The 15135-nt window shown below is 68.7% G+C and carries 18 protein-coding genes and 1 tRNA gene; 10 read left to right on the top strand and 9 right to left on the bottom strand.

Annotated elements, in window-relative coordinates:
• Nucleotides 1-36: 36 nt before the first annotated feature.
• From LI334_RS06480 to LI334_RS06460, 5 genes are all read right to left on the bottom strand, one after another.
• On the bottom strand, nt 37-942 hold the full coding sequence (locus tag LI334_RS06480; protein ID WP_227259579.1) for an FAD-dependent oxidoreductase: 906 nt from the start codon (nt 940-942) through the stop codon (nt 37-39).
• Nucleotides 939-2162: an ABC transporter substrate-binding protein gene (locus LI334_RS06475; RefSeq protein WP_227259578.1), complete on the bottom strand. Its 1224-nt coding sequence runs from the start codon at nt 2160-2162 to the stop codon at nt 939-941. The genes LI334_RS06480 and LI334_RS06475 overlap by 4 nt, the downstream gene beginning before the upstream one ends.
• A gap of 64 nt (nt 2163-2226) precedes the next feature.
• A complete protein-coding gene (locus tag LI334_RS06470; protein ID WP_227259577.1) occupies nt 2227-3198 on the bottom strand; it encodes an ABC transporter ATP-binding protein in 972 nt (323 codons plus the stop codon).
• A complete protein-coding gene (locus LI334_RS06465; protein WP_343750101.1) occupies nt 3198-4376 on the bottom strand; it encodes a FecCD family ABC transporter permease in 1179 nt (392 codons plus the stop codon). Before LI334_RS06465 ends, LI334_RS06470 begins: the two co-directional genes overlap by 1 nt.
• Nucleotides 4373-4516 carry a hypothetical protein gene (locus LI334_RS06460; protein ID WP_227259576.1) on the bottom strand — a complete coding sequence of 48 codons (144 nt, stop codon included), beginning with the start codon at nt 4514-4516 and terminating at the stop codon, nt 4373-4375. The genes LI334_RS06465 and LI334_RS06460 overlap by 4 nt, the downstream gene beginning before the upstream one ends.
• 236 nt (nt 4517-4752) lie before the next feature.
• On the opposite strand from LI334_RS06460, the gene LI334_RS06455 reads away from it, so the two are divergent.
• Nucleotides 4753-5022 carry a PIN domain-containing protein gene (locus tag LI334_RS06455; RefSeq protein ID WP_227259575.1) on the top strand — a complete coding sequence of 90 codons (270 nt, stop codon included), beginning with the start codon at nt 4753-4755 and terminating at the stop codon, nt 5020-5022.
• A 54-nt stretch (nt 5023-5076) separates the two neighbouring features.
• Here LI334_RS06455 and LI334_RS06450 read toward each other — a convergent pair.
• A tRNA-Ala gene (locus tag LI334_RS06450) sits at nt 5077-5148 on the bottom strand.
• Between the two features lie 213 nt (nt 5149-5361).
• Between LI334_RS06450 and LI334_RS06445 the strand changes: the two genes are divergently transcribed.
• From LI334_RS06445 to LI334_RS06430, 4 genes are read left to right on the top strand one after another with little or no spacing between them, the layout of a single operon-like run.
• Nucleotides 5362-5826, top strand: coding sequence for a 30S ribosomal protein S15 (locus LI334_RS06445; RefSeq protein WP_227259574.1), 465 nt, complete (start codon nt 5362-5364; stop codon nt 5824-5826).
• Nucleotides 5827-6936, top strand: a complete 1110-nt coding sequence (locus LI334_RS06440) for a hypothetical protein (protein ID WP_227259573.1) — start codon at nt 5827-5829, stop codon at nt 6934-6936.
• On the top strand, nt 6933-7172 hold the full coding sequence (locus tag LI334_RS06435; RefSeq protein ID WP_227259572.1) for a KEOPS complex subunit Pcc1: 240 nt from the start codon (nt 6933-6935) through the stop codon (nt 7170-7172). The genes LI334_RS06440 and LI334_RS06435 overlap by 4 nt, the downstream gene beginning before the upstream one ends.
• Nucleotides 7169-7801, top strand: coding sequence for a 30S ribosomal protein S3ae (locus LI334_RS06430; RefSeq protein ID WP_227259571.1), 633 nt, complete (start codon nt 7169-7171; stop codon nt 7799-7801). The genes LI334_RS06435 and LI334_RS06430 overlap by 4 nt, the downstream gene beginning before the upstream one ends.
• Here LI334_RS06430 and LI334_RS06425 read toward each other — a convergent pair whose 3' ends face one another.
• The gene (locus LI334_RS06425) at nt 7802-8290 is read right to left on the bottom strand and encodes a cupredoxin domain-containing protein (RefSeq protein ID WP_227259570.1); all 489 of its coding nucleotides are present in this window, start codon (nt 8288-8290) and stop codon (nt 7802-7804) included.
• An 88-nt stretch (nt 8291-8378) separates the two neighbouring features.
• Between LI334_RS06425 and LI334_RS06420 the strand changes: the two genes are divergently transcribed.
• Both LI334_RS06420 and LI334_RS06415 read left to right on the top strand, forming a co-directional pair.
• Entirely contained in the window at nt 8379-9068 is a 690-nt protein-coding gene (locus LI334_RS06420) for a protein sorting system archaetidylserine synthase (RefSeq protein WP_227259569.1), read from the top strand.
• A gap of 26 nt (nt 9069-9094) precedes the next feature.
• A complete protein-coding gene (locus LI334_RS06415; protein WP_227259568.1) occupies nt 9095-10402 on the top strand; it encodes a HEAT repeat domain-containing protein in 1308 nt (435 codons plus the stop codon).
• Here LI334_RS06415 and LI334_RS06410 read toward each other — a convergent pair.
• Complete coding sequence (locus tag LI334_RS06410) at nt 10399-10635, bottom strand: hypothetical protein (RefSeq protein ID WP_227259567.1); 237 nt, start codon at nt 10633-10635, stop codon at nt 10399-10401. The two genes, LI334_RS06415 and LI334_RS06410, sit on opposite strands and share 4 nt — an antisense overlap.
• A 68-nt stretch (nt 10636-10703) precedes the next feature.
• Here LI334_RS06410 and LI334_RS06405 point away from each other — a divergent pair, with 68 nt between their 5' ends.
• Nucleotides 10704-12281: a phospholipase D-like domain-containing protein gene (locus tag LI334_RS06405; RefSeq protein ID WP_227259566.1), complete on the top strand. Its 1578-nt coding sequence runs from the start codon at nt 10704-10706 to the stop codon at nt 12279-12281.
• On the opposite strand, the gene LI334_RS06400 is transcribed toward LI334_RS06405, so the two are convergent.
• The gene (locus LI334_RS06400; RefSeq protein ID WP_227259565.1) at nt 12220-14103 is read right to left on the bottom strand and encodes a DHH family phosphoesterase; all 1884 of its coding nucleotides are present in this window, start codon (nt 14101-14103) and stop codon (nt 12220-12222) included. The genes LI334_RS06405 and LI334_RS06400 overlap by 62 nt on opposite strands.
• Nucleotides 14104-14198: 95 nt before the next feature.
• Here LI334_RS06400 and LI334_RS06395 point away from each other — a divergent pair, with 95 nt between their 5' ends.
• Nucleotides 14199-14678, top strand: coding sequence for a Mov34/MPN/PAD-1 family protein (locus LI334_RS06395; RefSeq protein WP_227259564.1), 480 nt, complete (start codon nt 14199-14201; stop codon nt 14676-14678).
• Nucleotides 14675-15103 (top strand): adenylyltransferase/cytidyltransferase family protein, encoded by a 429-nt coding sequence (locus tag LI334_RS06390; RefSeq protein ID WP_343750102.1) that lies wholly within the window; start codon nt 14675-14677, stop codon nt 15101-15103. Before LI334_RS06395 ends, LI334_RS06390 begins: the two co-directional genes overlap by 4 nt.
• Nucleotides 15104-15135 lie beyond the last annotated feature (32 nt).

Raw genomic sequence — 15135 nt, 5'->3', positions numbered from 1 at the left:
GCCTAAAACACTATAGGTTCTTCGGTCGTCGCGGTGTCAGGGCGTCTCGTCCGCGCGCTCGGCCTCGATTTCGCGGGCGGCGGCGAGAATGCGCTCGTCGTCGATGTGCTCCAGCAGGCGGTCCTGTCCGCGTTCGGTTCGGGCCGTGACTTCTTCATCGTCGAGGTAGGCGTCGAGCCGGCGATCGATTTCGCGCTCTCGCAGTTCGACGACGCGGTCGTCCGCGAGGTCGAGGTCGTCCGGCGCGCGCTCGGCGAACAGTTCGCGCCAGCGGTCGCGCTCTCGCCACTCCCCGGTTAGTTCGGCGTCGCGGCGCCGCCAGTCGTAGTGGGACGCGACCATCTCGGGATAGCCGCGTTCGCGACGCACGTCCCCGAGAACTGTGCGGGCGACGTGCGCTCCCTGGCCGGCCGCCACGACGACCTGCACGTCCTGCTCGCCCGCGGGCGACGCGACGTACAGGCCCTCGACTGGGGTGCGCCCGTCCGGGTCGGCGTACTCGGGGTCGAAGTGCTCGTGGGTCTCGCCGTCGTGCGTGTGCTCCACGAACGCCCCGTCTCCCGTGAGCGACCGAAGGTAGTCCGCGTCGGACCTGGTCGCGGCGACGACGCGGCGCGCGCGAACGGCGTCTCCCTCCTGTCGCTCGACGACGAACTCGCCATCGGCGGCGCGGTCGACCGACACCACCATATCCGAGACGAGGTCTGCGCCCGCTTCCTCGACGTGGTCGTGAATGAGGTCGTAGAACGTCCCGACGTCGATTCCCGCGGGGAAACCGGGGTAGTTTTCGAGGTACGCACACCGCTGGAGCGACGACCGTCCCCGGTCGAACACGATCGTGCTGAGGCCGTACCGCGCGGTGAACACCGCCGCTGAACAGCCCGCGGGCCCGCCGCCGACCACGACGACGTCTCTCGGTGGTGCCGTCTCGGGGTCGCTCACGCCTCGAAGTCTCCGTTGATGATGTCCGCGACGCGCTGGCGGTCGAAGAACTGCTCCTCGCTGGGGAGGTCGGGGTACGGGCCCTCGGTGTACTCGGGCCACGCGCCGTACGCGTCGGGATAGAGCTGTTTCGCCGTCATTTCGAGCTGGAAGAGGTTCAGAATCGGGCCCTGGTAGCGGCCGCCCTGCGGGTAGATGCGGCCGTCCTGCACGGCGGTGATGGTCTGGGCGACCGGGTCGTCTTCGAGCGCGGCGCGGATGTCGCCCATGCTGTAGCTGGGGTGGAGGCCGCCGAAGACGAGGATGACGTCGGGGTCGGCTTCCGCGAGCGCCTCCATGTCCACGCGGGAGCCGGACGCCACGTCGTCCCCGAACGCGTCCACGGGGTCGAGCGGACGGATGTGTGCGGTGAGGAAGCCGGGCGTATCGACGTTGTAGACGTAGGGCGCGCTCGGGTCGCTGAACCCGCCCATGACGACGCTCGGTCGGTCGCCGTCGGGGAGGTCGGTCTCGATGCGGTCGAGCACGTCGGCGTGGATTTCCGCGAGCGCTTCGTACTTCGCTTCGTCCCGGAATACCTGGGAGACCTTCTCGAACTGCTCCCAGAGCGTGTAGTACTCGTAGCTGTCGGCGTACGCCGCGGGCGGCTCGGTGTGGCGGTGGCTGTAGTGATTCCCGAACCACGGGCTGATGTTGGTCGCTATCTCCTCGATGTCCGCCATGTCCCACGAATCGAGGGCGAGGACGCTGGCGGGGTCGGCGAGGTGGACGTCGCTGTCGAGGCTGTAGAGCTTCTCCTTGGTGACGTTCCACGACGAGTAGAGACCAGTCCAGTCGAGTTCGACGCCGGGGAGGCGGGGCGTGAACTGGTTCCAGAGCGCGTCGTAGTAGGCGGGGGCGTGCATCGCGTTCACGTCGTTCCCGCGGCCGAGCGCGAACGCCATCCCCGCGAGGTGAGTGAGGCGGGTGAAGATGGTCTCCGGAACCGCCTCGAACTCCACGTCGCCCATCGGAGCCATCGAGACGGTGTACGGGAACTCCGAGGCGGTGGTGTTCTCGGTGGTCGTGCCCGTCGTTCCCTCGGTGGTGGTCGTTGCGGTCGTGTCGTCGCCGCTGTCGCTCGAACAGCCGGCGACGAGGCCGGCGGCGAGGAGGCCGGTACCGGTCTTGAGGTAGTCTCTGCGCGTCGCGTCGGTGCGCGCGTCGAAGTCGCGTGCCATATTTTTAGGCTAGCCTAAAAGTATATAGGCGTTACTGAATCCGGGAGAAACCGTGGAAACGAAACTACTCCGCCGGCTTCGACGCCGAGTCGGTTCTTCCGGGCGGTTTTTCGTCGTCCGCGTCGCCGTCCGCGTCGGCGTGGAGCGGACGCACCATCGTCACCGACGGGCCGTTCGGGCCGTGCGCGACCTCCGCCTCGATGCGGAACACGTCCGCGAGCAACTCCTCGGTCACCACCTCGTCCGGCGCGCCGCGCGCCTGAATCTCGCCGTCCCGGAGCGCGACCACGCGGTCTGCGTACCGAGCGGCCTGTTCGATGTCGTGCAGGACGAGCACGACCGTGATGTCGCTCTCGTCGTGGAGGCGCTCGACGATTTCGAGGACTTCCAGCTGGTGGTGGGGGTCGAGGAACGTCGTCGGCTCGTCCAGCAGGAGGATGTCCGTCTCCTGTGCGAGCACCATCGCAATCCACGCGAGCTGTTTCTGGCCGCCGCTCAGACTCCCGAGTTCGCGGTCGTAGAGGTGGGTGACGCCCGCGAGTTCCATCGCGCGGTTCACGGCGTCCTGGTCGTCCATCGTCACCTCCTCGAAGAACCCGCGGTGGGGGTAGCGGCCGTGGTAGACGAGGTCTTCGACCGTGAGGCTGTTCGGGGACGCGCTCTGCTGGGAGAGCAGGCCGAGGCGTTTCGCGAGCGCCTTCGCGTCGAGCGAGTGGATGTCCTGGCCGTCCACCAGCACCGACCCCGCGTCGTGGTCGAGTTGCTTCGCGAGCGTCTTCAGGAGGGTGCTCTTCCCGCTCCCGTTCGGGCCGATGAGCGCCGTCACCTCGCCCGCGGCGACCTCGATGGTCTCGCCGTCGATGACGGGTTCCTCGGTTCCCGGGTAGCCGACGACGAGTTCCGTCCCGGAGAGCGACCCGGCGTCCGTGTCGCTGGGCAGTAGTTCCGCGTTCAGGTCGTCGCGGGGTGCGTCGTCGGTCGATGCGTCGGTCGTCGCGTCCGTGCGTGCCGTGAAGATGGATGGGAAGCCGGACATCAGATTTCACCGAGGTTCTGTTTGCGCCGCATGAGGTAGAGGAAGTACGGGCCGCCGATGAGGCCGGTGACGATGCCGACGGGGAGTTGGCCGCTGGTCGCGCCCGTGACGACCATCATGCCGAGGCGCGCGCCGACGTCGGCGGCGACCATGAGCGCGGGGCCGGCGAACAGGCAGCCGATGACGAGTTTCTTGTAGTCGCTTCCGACGACGGTGCGCACGAGGTGGGGGACGATGAGGCCGACGAAGCTCACGATGCCGGCGACGGCGATGCTCGCGGCGGCGGCGAGGACGGCGACGCCGGAGAGCGCGAACCGGACCTTCTCCACGGAGACGCCGAGGGCGCGCGCGGTCTGCTCGCCGAGCAGGAGGACGTTGAGTTGGCGGGCGCTCAGGACGGCGAGGAGCATCGAGAGAATCGTCCAGGGGAGGATGATTCGCACCTGCTCCCAGCCGACGCCCGTGAGGGAGCCGGTCGTCCACGAGATGGCGGTCTGGACGACGCCGATGTCGTCCGCGAAGAAGAACATCGCCGTCTGGAGGGAGCTGAAGACGGTGCCGACGATGACGCCCGCGAGGACGAGGCGGACGGGGCTGGTGCCGTTTTTCCACGCGATGGCGTACACGATGAGGAAGGCGATGGAACCGCCGAGCGCGGCGACGATGGGGAGGAAGGCGGTGAGACTGCTGAACACGACGAGCGAGAGCAGAATCATCAGGCCCGCGCCGGAGGAGACGCCGAGGATGAACGGGCTGGCGAGTTCGTTCCGCGTGACGGCCTGGAAGATAGCGCCGGAGACGGCGAGGTTCATGCCGACGAACGCCGCGACGAACACGCGGGGGAGCCGGATGTTCCAGACGATGAGCGTCTCGGTGGCGAGTTGCGGGAGTTCTTCGCCCTGGAAGCCCGTGATGGTGCGCATCAGGCCTTCGCCGAGGAAGTAGTCGAGGAGGTAGCGTTCGTCGAGCAGGACGGCAGGGTCGAAGACGGCTCCCCAGGCGGCGGGAACCGTCATGGAGTAGGAGCCGAACGTCACCTGGATGAGGCCGAACGCGACGACGAGCGCGGCGCTCGCGGCGCAGAGGCCGATGAGTTTCCGGTCGTGTATCCAGGCGAAGCGTCCCTCTTCGGCGCGCCGGGAACGCTGTCTGTTCCGGTCGGAGACGCGCGAACTCACGTCGGCGTCACCTCCGGGTCGTCGGGGCTGGTCGGTTCGTCCGTCGTCTCGGCCGACGCTACCCGGCGCGCAGGAGCGGGCGCGCTCGCCGGCGCGTTCCGGCGGGGGAGCGGTCGGGCCGCGTGGTCGTTCCGAATCACGAGTTTTAGGCGAACCTAAGAGAGTATAAGCGCTACGGATTTTAGGCCTACCTAAAGAGAGTGTGGGCGAGCTCGCGAACCCACGACTCTGTGTCGGATCAGAAGTCCCGTGTTGTGGGCAGGGCTCGTGCTAGTCGCGTACGAGAGAACACCCGAACTGACCGCCACCAGCGGAACGAACGAGGGGGCGCTAGCGGATACCAGGGAGACTATCGAGCGATCGCGATGCGCTGTTGTTGGGTGTCGGCTCAACCGATGTCGTCGAAGTCAGCCAGGACTTCGGGGGCGTGCAAGCACTCGACTTGAACGAGAATATCGCCCTCGAAGCCGCGCGAATACAGGATCAACTCCTCGACGACGGGGAACGAATGGCGACTCGCGATCTACTGATCGCCGCGACAGCGCGCTCCACGGGCGCGGAACTCGTCGTCGCCGACGACGACTTCGAAACCCGCCTACTCACCGACCTGATGAACGTTACTAACCTCCGCGACGACATCGTATAACCACACGAACCGGACAAATCAGCGACACAGGGCGAAAACAAGTGCGATTGGGAGTGGACTCGTCGGGATTTGAACCCGAGGCCTTCCCCGTGCCAGGGGGATGATCTACCACTGATCTACGAGCCCTCGCGTTCATTTGTTGGCCGGGGTTTCCATATAAGACCCTCGGTTCGGAATCAGGGGGGAAGTGAAACGCTTTAGAGGCTCGGCCCAGTCCTACTGTGTAGGGAACAGCACGGCCGTAATTCTGACTCGCCATCCGATTGGGTGGCTTGGGAATGCGGTAGTGCCGGCACGCCAGCGTGCCGCTTGCGGTTCGTGCGGTTCCAATCATCAACAATGGCACGAATGCATACGCGACGCCGCGGGCAATCCGGTTCGGAGAAGCCCGTGGCAGACGAGCCGCCGGAGTGGAGTGACGTTGACGAGGACGCCATCGAAGAGCGCGTCGTCGAACTCGCAGAACAGGGCTTCGACCCGAGCCAGATCGGGTTGAAGCTCCGTGACGAGGGCGTGCAGGGCACGCCGGTTCCGGACGTCTCCCTGGCGACGGGGAAGAGCGTCACGGAAATCCTCGACGAGAACGACGCGCGCGCCGACATTCCGGAAGACCTCCGGAACCTGATGGAGAAGGCGATTCGACTCCGCGAGCACGTGGACGAGAACGGCCAGGACCACCAGAACCGTCGCGCGCTCCAGAACACGGAGTCGAAGATTCGCCGCCTCGTGGACTACTACCGGGGCGACGAGTTGGACGAGGACTTCACGTACTCGTACGACGCCGCGGTCGACCTCCTCGAATAGATGGCTGCGACGGGGCGGACTGCATCGTTCGAGTCGGCGGCGCTCGCCGAGCGCGTGCGTGACGCGGCGTTCGTGTACGCCGTCGCGCACGCGGACGGCGATAGCCTCGCTGCCGCGGGCCAGCTTGCTCGTGCGTGTGACGCGCTTGGGACGCCGTACCAGGTGTCGCTCGCGCGGTCGCGTTCGAGCGCGCGGTCGCGGGTCGCGTCGGTGGCGGCGTCGGACACGGCGCTCGCCGTCGGCGTGGACGCGGGCGAGGACGCGCAGCCGCTCGACGCGGACGGCCCGAGCGCGCTCGCGGCGTACGCGGTCGCTGACCGGCTCGCGCCGGAGGCCGCCGACGCCGAGCTGGCGCTCGCGGGCGCTGTCTCCGCGGGCTGGACGCCGCAGGGTGACGTGCTCGACGCGGCGGCCGTCTCGCGGCGGCCCGGTGTCGGTATTCCGGTCGCCGACCTCGCGGACGGCCTCGCGCACTCGACGCGTCTCTCGGGCGCGTTCTCGGGCGACGAGGGGATGGCGGGCGCGCTGCTCGCCGAACTCGGTCTGCCCGCGGAACTCGACGCGGACGCGCACCGCCGACTCGCCTCGCGGGTCGCGCTCGACGTCACGGACGGCGCGCCCGCGAGCGCCGCGGACGCGCTCGCCCGAGTCCTCCGCCCGCACGTCGTCGACGACGGCTCCTTCGAGACTATCGAGGGGTACGCGGACGTGCTCGACGCGGTCGCGCGCACCGCGCCCGGCGTCGGCGCGGCGTTCGCGCTCGGTCGCGGCGACCGCGCGGACACGCTCGACGCGTGGCGGGACGCCGCAACGAGCGTTCACGCCGCGCTCGCGGCCGGCGAGGTGAAGCGGTACAGCGGCCTCGTCACCGTGGACGCGGGCGACGCCGACCCGTGGCTGGTCGCGCGCCTCGCGCGGGACTTCCACGGCGAGGAACCCGCCGCGCTCGCCACGACCGACGAGTCGGCCGCCCTCGCGACGACCGACGCCGACGCCCGCCGCGTTCTCGCGGCCGCCGTCGGCGCAGACAACGTCGGCGGCCGCGACGACCTCGCATCGAGCACCCGTCTCACGGACGACCTCGCGGAGACCGTTCGGGGGGAACTATGACGCGGAGCGCGACCGTGCGCACCCGCGTCGAGTACCCCGAACTGGTCGCGAACGCGGTTCGCCCCGACAACACCGACCAGATGCACACGGAGGCCCGTGACGAGTCGGTCGTCACGCGCATCGAACGCCCCAGCGTGGGCGGCCTCCGCACGACCCTGGACGACTACACGGTCAACGTCACCGTCGCAGTCGAAGTCGCACAGCACGCACACCGATTCAACACTACACAACAATGAGCGAACGATCCGTCTCCAAGAAGAACCAGCAGAAGCGGTGGTACACCGTCCTCGCGCCCGAACAGTTCGACCGCGCGGAACTCGGTGAAACCCTCGCTTCCGAACCCGAACAGGTCATCGACCGAACCATCGAAACGACGCTCGGCGAAATCACCGACCAGAGCGGCGAGAACAACGTCAAACTCACCTTCCAGGTGGACGACGTCGGGAGCGACACCGCGTACACGAGCTTCGTGAAGCACGAGCTCTCCCGGGACTACAAGCGCAGTCTCGTCCGCCGCGGCTCCTCGAAGATTCACGCTGTCGTCGTCGCCCGCACCGCGGACGACTACCGCATCAAGATTCAGCCCGAAGCGTACACGACGAAGCAGGCCGACGAGTCCCAGCGCAAGGCCATCCGTCGCACGATGATCGACATCGTCGAGACGGCCGCCACCGAACGCGCGTTCGAGGACGTCATCGACTCCATCGTCGAGGGCCGCCTCTCCTCCGCCATCTACAACGACGCGAAGACCATCTACCCGCTCCGCCGGGTCGAAATCGGGAAGACGACGCTCGAAGCGCACCCCGAGGAGGTCTACGAGGAGGAGGAGACCTCGGTCGCCGTCGAGGACGAAGACGAAGCCTAACTACTTTTCGACGACTCTCACGTTTCCGACCATATTCGCGGGCTCGTGGGGAATGCAGTAGTAGTAGTACCAGCCCGGCGTGTCGAAGACGTGCGTGTACGACTCGCTCGGCGCGATAGCGCCGCCGCCGCCGACCTCTCGCTCGAAGCTTTCGAGCGCCGCGGATTCGGTGTCGTAGCCGCCGGACGCGAAGTAGTCCGCGCCGTCCGGCATCGCGGCGGCGACGCCGGTGACGGTGTGGTAGCGGGTGCCCGTGTTCAGCCACGTGACGGGTTCGCCGACTGCGACTTCGATGGTCGGCACGTCGTCGGGGATGTAGCCGGGTGCGTCCGCGGGCACGTCGATGGCTTTCGATTCGACGGGCGCGAACGCGTTCGACCGCATCGCCACGTCGTAGTCGGTCGAGTCCGCGAGCACGCTCGCCGCGCCCGCGAGCACGCCCGTCGCGCCGACCGCGCCGACTGCCGCGAGGAACGAACGACGATCCATACACGACCTTTCGCGGCCGACCTAATAGGCGACCCGGTCCCGTCGTCCGATATAAACACGTAAGGACGCCGCTGGCGGACGAGTGGATATGCGACCGCGTCCACGGTTCGCGGGACGGCTGGGAGCGGCGGACGTCGCGACCAGCGTGAACGCCGGCCTCGGGTTCGCTGCGGTGGCGGCGGCGACGGTGAGCGTCGCGCTCGCCGCGCGCGTCCTCCTGCTCGCGGCCATCGTGGACGCAATCGACGGCTTGCTCGCGCGGCGGTACGGCGGGACGCCGGTCGGCGAGTACCTCGACTCGCTCGCGGACGTGGCGTCGTTCGGCGTCGCGCCCGCCGCGCTCGTGTTCGCCGCGGTCGCGGACGCCAACCCCGCGAAGTCACCGCTCGTGCTCGCGTCCGTGGTGGCGGGCGCGCTGTTCGTCGCGGCGGCCGTCGTACGACTGGGACTGTACACGGCGTACGACACCGGGCGCGCGGAGACCCGGGGCGTGCAGACGACGCTCGCCGGGACGATTCTCGCCGCCGGCCTGCTCGCGGGCGCGACGCCGCTCGCGTTGCTCGTCGCGCTCGCCGCGTTCGTCGCCCTGATGGTGAGCCGGATTCCCTACCCCGACCTCCGGCCGGCGCACGCGCTCGCGATGGGCGTCGTGCAGGCGCTCGCGCTCCTCGCGCCGAACGTCGCCGGGCACGCGCTCCCCCGCCTCCTCTTGGCGTTCGCGCTCACCTACCTCCTCCTCGCCCCCCGCTTTTACCCCCGCACCGAAGGGAAACCCTGATAGGCGTACTGGCGGAAGCACTCTGTATGAGCGACGAGGACGCGGATTCGGCCGACCAACCGGCCGAGAACGACGCGGACGCCGAGGCGGAGGCGGAGACCGACGCCGCGGAACCCGAACCGGGAACCGTCGCGGCGTTCGAAGAACGACTCGACGACGCCGAGGCGGCGCTCGACGACGCCGAAACCGAGGCCGACCTCGACGATGTCGACGAACTCTTGGACGACATCGAGGCCGACCTCGACGACGCCGACCTCCCCGAACCAGACGAGGACGAGGAGGACGCGGACGACCCCCGCGAGGAACTTGAGAGCCGTCTTTCGGACGTTCGGAGCGGCGTCGAAGACCAGCGCGGCCCGTACGCCGAGGACGTGGTGAGCGACGTGAACGGCGTGAAGACGACCGTCGAGGGGACGCGGTGGACGGCGGACGGACGCGACGCCGTGGTCGAGGCGGTGCAGGCGTTCGCGGCGACCGTGAACGACACGCTCGACGCCGACGTGAGCGCGCCGGACGACCTCGACGTGAGCGCGTTCGACGACCTCGTGGCGGCCGTCGAGGACGCCGGCCTAGACGCTGACGAGGACGCCGACGAAATCGCGGCCCTACTCGACGCGACCGACACGCTCGAAGCGGGCGTCGAGGACGCGGAGGAGTGGACGGATCTCTCCGTGCGCGAGCAACTGCGCCGGGACGGCTACTACGAGGCGCTCGGCGGGAAGTTCAAGGACTTCCCCCCGGAGTGGAGCGCGCTCAAGGAGTGGCAGAAGCGCGACGACGCCGAGATGGTGCTCCTGCTCATCGAGAAGATGGGGGACTCGGAGTACATGAAGCGGCACGCGCTCGACGCGCTGAAGCACATGGGGAACGAGAACGCGCTCGACAAACTGAGCGAACTCGCGAACCGCCGCGAGATTCCGGCTATCGAGGCCATCGGGAAGATAGGGAGCGAGGACGGCCTCGACGCCGTCCAGGAGTACACGGCGTCCGAGTCGAACCCCGAACTCCAGAAGGCGGGCCTGCGCGCGGTCGCGGAAATCGGGGCAGAAGAGGCGACGCAGGACGTGGCGAATCAGCTCGTCGCCGAGAACGAGAGCGTGCGCAGCGTCGCCGCGCGTTCCCTCGGACTCATCGGCGATACGCGCGCCATCGACCCGCTCGCCGGCGTACTCGGCGACGAGGACGAATCCGAGAGCGTTCGCGCGAGCGCGGCGTGGGCGCTCGTCCAAATCGGCACTGAGCGCGCCCTCGACGCCGCCGCCGAGTACGCGGACGAGCGGAGTTTCATCATCCAGCAGGAAGCGCAGAAAGCGGTGGCGGCGCTGGACGCCTAGAGGAAGGTCGCGACGAACAGCCCGACGAACGCGAGCGCGACGGCGAGGAAGCCGATTCTGCCGACCCACGTGTACTCGCTCGCCTCCTGCGGATTGAGTTGCACGCTGTACGACCCGAAGTCCGTGTCGTACTCGACGTAGCTCGGGAGCTGGAACGTTTCGACGAACAGCAACGCGCCGCCGAGCGCGCCGGCGGCGTAGCTTGCGAGACGAAGCGTCTCTACGAGGTCCATGCGGGGTTCGACGAACGCGACCGCAAAAACCCCGAGGGTTCATACCGGAAGCCGCGGCCAGACGGGTCGTGTTCCGCGCGCTCGCCCTCGCCCTCGTGCTCTCGGTGTCGTTCGCGGGCGTCGTCCCGAACCCGGCGACGGACGGCGACCGCGGCGAGTACGTCACGCTCACCGTCCCCGAGAACACCCGACTGGGAGCGTACACGCTCTCGGACGGCGAAGACACCGTCAGACTCCCAGGGAGAACCGTCTCGGGGCGGGTCGCGCTCGCGGGCGACCCCGCGCTCGCCCGGAACCTCACGGACGCCCCCGTCGTTCGAGTGCCGGGGTTCCCGCGGTTGGCGAACGGCGGGGAGCCCCTCGTTCTCCGACGGAACGGGACGGTGGTGGACAGGCTGACGTACGAGAACGCGCCGGAGAGCGAGGTGTTCGCGGACGGCGGCTGGCGGCCGCTCGGCGCGACGGCCTTCGCGACGGCGAGCGCGAGCGACGTGCCGGTGTCGGCGTTCGCGCTCCCGGACGCCCCGGAGCGCGTGCTGGCGGCGCTCCGGGGCGCGGAAGAGCGCGTGCTCCTCGCGGGCTACACGTTCTCCTCCCCGCGGGTCGCTCGCGTGCTCGCGGCCGCCGCCGACCGCGGCGTCACCGTCCGCGTGCTCGTGGAGGGCGGGCCGGTCGGCGGCGTCACCGACGCGTCGGCGCGCGTGCTCGACCGGCTCGCCGCTTCGGGGGTCGGGGTTCGGGTGCTCGACGGCCCGCGGTCGCGGTACGCCTACCACCACGCGAAGTACGCCGTCGCGGACGACCGCGCGCTCGTCACCTCCGAGAACTGGAAACCCGGCGGCGTCGGCGGGCACGCCACCCGCGGCTGGGGCGTCGTCCTCCGCGACCCCGGGCTCGCCGACCGCCTGGCCGCCGTTCATCGCGCGGACAGCACGTGGCGGGACGGGATTCCGTGGCGCGAGTACCGCGCGAACGCGACGTTCCAGGACGGCGCGCCCGCGACCGCCAGCTATCGGAGCGACTTCGACGCGTGGAACGGCATCGCAGACGCGTCGGTGTTCGTCACGCCCGAGGACGGCCACGCCACGACGCTCGGCGTGGTGCGGAACGCGTCCGACCGCCTGCTCGTCCAGCAGGTGCGCATCGACGACGACCGCTTCCTGAACGCGACGCTCGACGCCGCCCGGCGCGGCGTCCGCACCCACGTTCTGCTCGGCGGCGCGTGGTACGTCCGCGAGGAGAACCGGGCGCTCGCGGAGCGACTCCGAGAGACGGCGCGCGAGGAGGGACTGTCGTTGCGTGCGCGCGTCGTCGACCCGCGCTCGCGCTTCGACCACCTCCACGTGAAGGGCGTCGTCACCGAGGACGCGGCGCTCGTCGGGAGTCTGAACTGGAACCACGAGTCCGTCACGAACAACAGAGAAGTGATGGTCGTCCTCCGTGGCGAGCGGGTGGCGGACTACTACGCCGGCGTGTTCCGCGCGGACTGGCGGGGCGGCGTGTGGCGACTCCCGCTCGAATTGCTCGCGGTCACCCTCATCGTCGTGCTCGGAGCGATGGGCGTGCTGTGGCGTCGGGTGTCGTTCACCGGGTCGGGGCGGAACGGAGTTCCTCGTCGAGCTCCGCGTCCGCCATCTTCTCGATGAGAGCGTCCAGCACTTGCTCGCGCATCCCGGGCACGAACCGAATAGAGCCGACGACGAGGTGGCCGCCGCCGGAGACGCCCGCGCCGGGGAGTTCGTCGTTCAGGTCGGACACCATCTGGGGGATGTCGAGGCGCACGCCGTCGGAGCGGAGGACGGCGAAGTCGGGGCCGACGCCGATGGTGATGACGGGTTCGCCCGTCTCCACGACCTTCTCGTCGTGAATCTCGCCCGTGGTCTTCCCGGGCGCGGGGTACTGGAAGCGGTGGGCGTGTTCCTCCACGTCGATGGTGTAGAGGTTCGCGTCGTTCGCGACCGTGCGGTGTTCGACGTGCGGCATCGCCGCGTCCAGCTGGCGGTCGACCGCCGTCTCCGCTTTCTCCGCGAGGAACGGCACGAGGTCGCGGTGGCGTTCCTCGTCGCCGCCGACGTTCAGCACGTCGTTCACGAGGGTCGCGCCGGAGTCGTACCGGAGCATGTACGCCTCGTAGTCGAGGGCTTCGCTGATGTCGTGCAGGAACTCCTCGTCGTAGCCGGCGTCCCGGGCGAGCGCGAGGTAGTCCGACATGGCGTCCGCCTTCGAGCGGTCGGAGAGCCCGGCGACGGCGGGGACGTGGTCGAGTTCGCCGTCGAGTTCGGGCGAAATCATGCGCGCAAGCTCGACGCACATCATGCCCGTGGTGATGCGGTAGTCCTCGCCGTGCAGATAGGGGTTGACGTGCGCGTCCACGAACGGGTCGACGGCCTCCGGGTCGGGGTGGTGGTGGTCGACGACGAGAATGGGGATGTCGTAGTGGTCGAGCGCCTCGTACGCGGGCGTGTCCTCCTCGGTGCTGCCGTTGTCGAGCATGAGTAGGAGCGGGAGTTTCTGGCCGTGTCGTGCCTGGTCTTCGAGCCCGAAGTTGAGGTCGCGGGTCGCGTCCTCCATCTCGTAGTACGGCGCCTTGCTCGGGAGGCGCTTGAGGAGGTGGCGTTTCGCGTCGTCGTCCTGATGGGTGGCGTCGATGAACTGCTCCAGGGCGAGCTGGACGGGGACGCTCGCGCACATTCCGTCGCCGTCCGCGTGGTGGCGCATCCGGATGGGACGGGATTCGAGGACGGTCTTCCGGAGTTGGCGCGCGACCTCGCGGAGGTCGTTGCGGAGGCCGGAGAGCGCCGGCCACTCGACGAGCGGTTCGGTCTCGACGGGTTCCGCGCGCTCGGCGACGGCGGCGGCGAGACGGTCGCGGAGGTCGGTCGCCGCGGGGTCGTCCAATACGTCGATGTCCTCGATTTCGACTTGCACGCTCCCCTCGCGGGTCTCGACTTCGCCGGTGACGTGCACGACGTCTTCGAGGTCGACCTCGGGGTACGCGCGGACGCCCGCCTCCTCGAAGGCGGTGCAGGGCGCGATTCCGGTCTCGTCGCGCACGCGGAAGATGGTGGGGCCGCCGGTCTGCTTCACCTGCGCGACCTCGCCTTCGAGGTGGACGGTGTCGCCGACGCGGTCGGCGAGGGTTTCGACCGCCGCAACGTCGTACTGGACGGAGCGCTCGACCGTCTCGAAGTCGTCGCCCGCGACGGGTTCGAAGGAAAGGTCGCCGTTGTCGCGGACGGCCGCGAGTTCGACGACGAGGTCGTCGCCCACGTCGTAGGACGCGTCCTCGGGCATGTCGGATTCGTGGACGAGGCCGGAGACGTGCTTGGAGACGTCGACGAACACGCCGTACTCGACCACGCCGTTCACGCGGGCGTGGTAGCGTTCGCCGACCTCGATGGCGTCCGACGTACAGTCGGGGGAGAGCCGATAGACGACCGAGCGGTCGTCAGAACGAGAGTCACTCATTAGGACACAGGTGGGTGTCGTGGCTTTTAACTCTCCCGAAAGGCCGACTCGGGGGTATCGCAACCCTTAGAGTCGCCGCGCCGCGACTACCTCGTATGTTGTTCCGTTCGCGGCGGGAGGTCGTCGGCATCGCGGCCGACACGCTCTCGTTCGCGCTGTCGGCGGCCGCCGACACGCACCCCGACGAGTACCTCGGCGTGCTGCGCGGCACGCCCGCGAGCGACCTCGGCGTGGACGCCGACGGCGACATCGTCACGGACGTGCTCGTCGTCCCCGGCACCGAATCCAGTCCCGTGCAGGCGACCCTCCAGTCGAACCTCGTCCCGAACGACTCCCACACCATCGGGAGCATTCACTCCCACCCGAACGGCGTGCTCGAACCGAGCGCCGCCGACCGCTCGATGTTCGGGAAGTGGCCCGTTCACGTCATCATGGGCGCGCCCTACGAGTCCGACTGCTGGCGGTCGTTCGACCGCGAGGGCGAACCGCGGTCGCTCGACGTGTTCGACGTCGACCTCCCCGACCCCGAATCGTTCTTCGACTTCACGCAAGCGGACATCGACGAGGAATTATGAAGGTCGTCGCGCAGGGCACGTTCGACATCATCCACCCCGGTCACGTCCACTACCTCACGGACGCCGCCGGCATGGGCGACGAACTCCACGTCATCATCGCGCGCCGCGAGAACGTCGGGCACAAGGAGAAACCCGTCCTCTCGAACGAACAGCGCCGCGACGTGGTCGCCGCGCTCGACGTCGTCGACCACGCCCGCGTCGGCCACGAGTCCGACATCTTCGCGCCCATCGAGGACATCGACCCGGACGTCATCGCGCTCGGCTACGACCAACACCACGACCCCGAAGGAATTCAGGCCGAACTCGACTCTCGCGGCATCGACTGCACCGTCGAACGCGCGTCCCCCCGCGACCCCCAGCACGACGACGAACTCCTCTCCACCGGCGACATCATCGACCGCATCATCGACCAGCGCTGCGACTAGCGTTCAGTACATTTACGGACGCGTGGCTTGAG

The sequence above is a fragment of the Salarchaeum japonicum genome, assembly GCF_020614395.1.
Classification (GTDB): Archaea; Halobacteriota; Halobacteria; order Halobacteriales; family Halobacteriaceae; genus Salarchaeum; species Salarchaeum japonicum.
The sequence above is the reverse complement of the archived record's forward strand: the minus strand, read 5'-3'. Positions and strand labels throughout refer to the sequence as shown.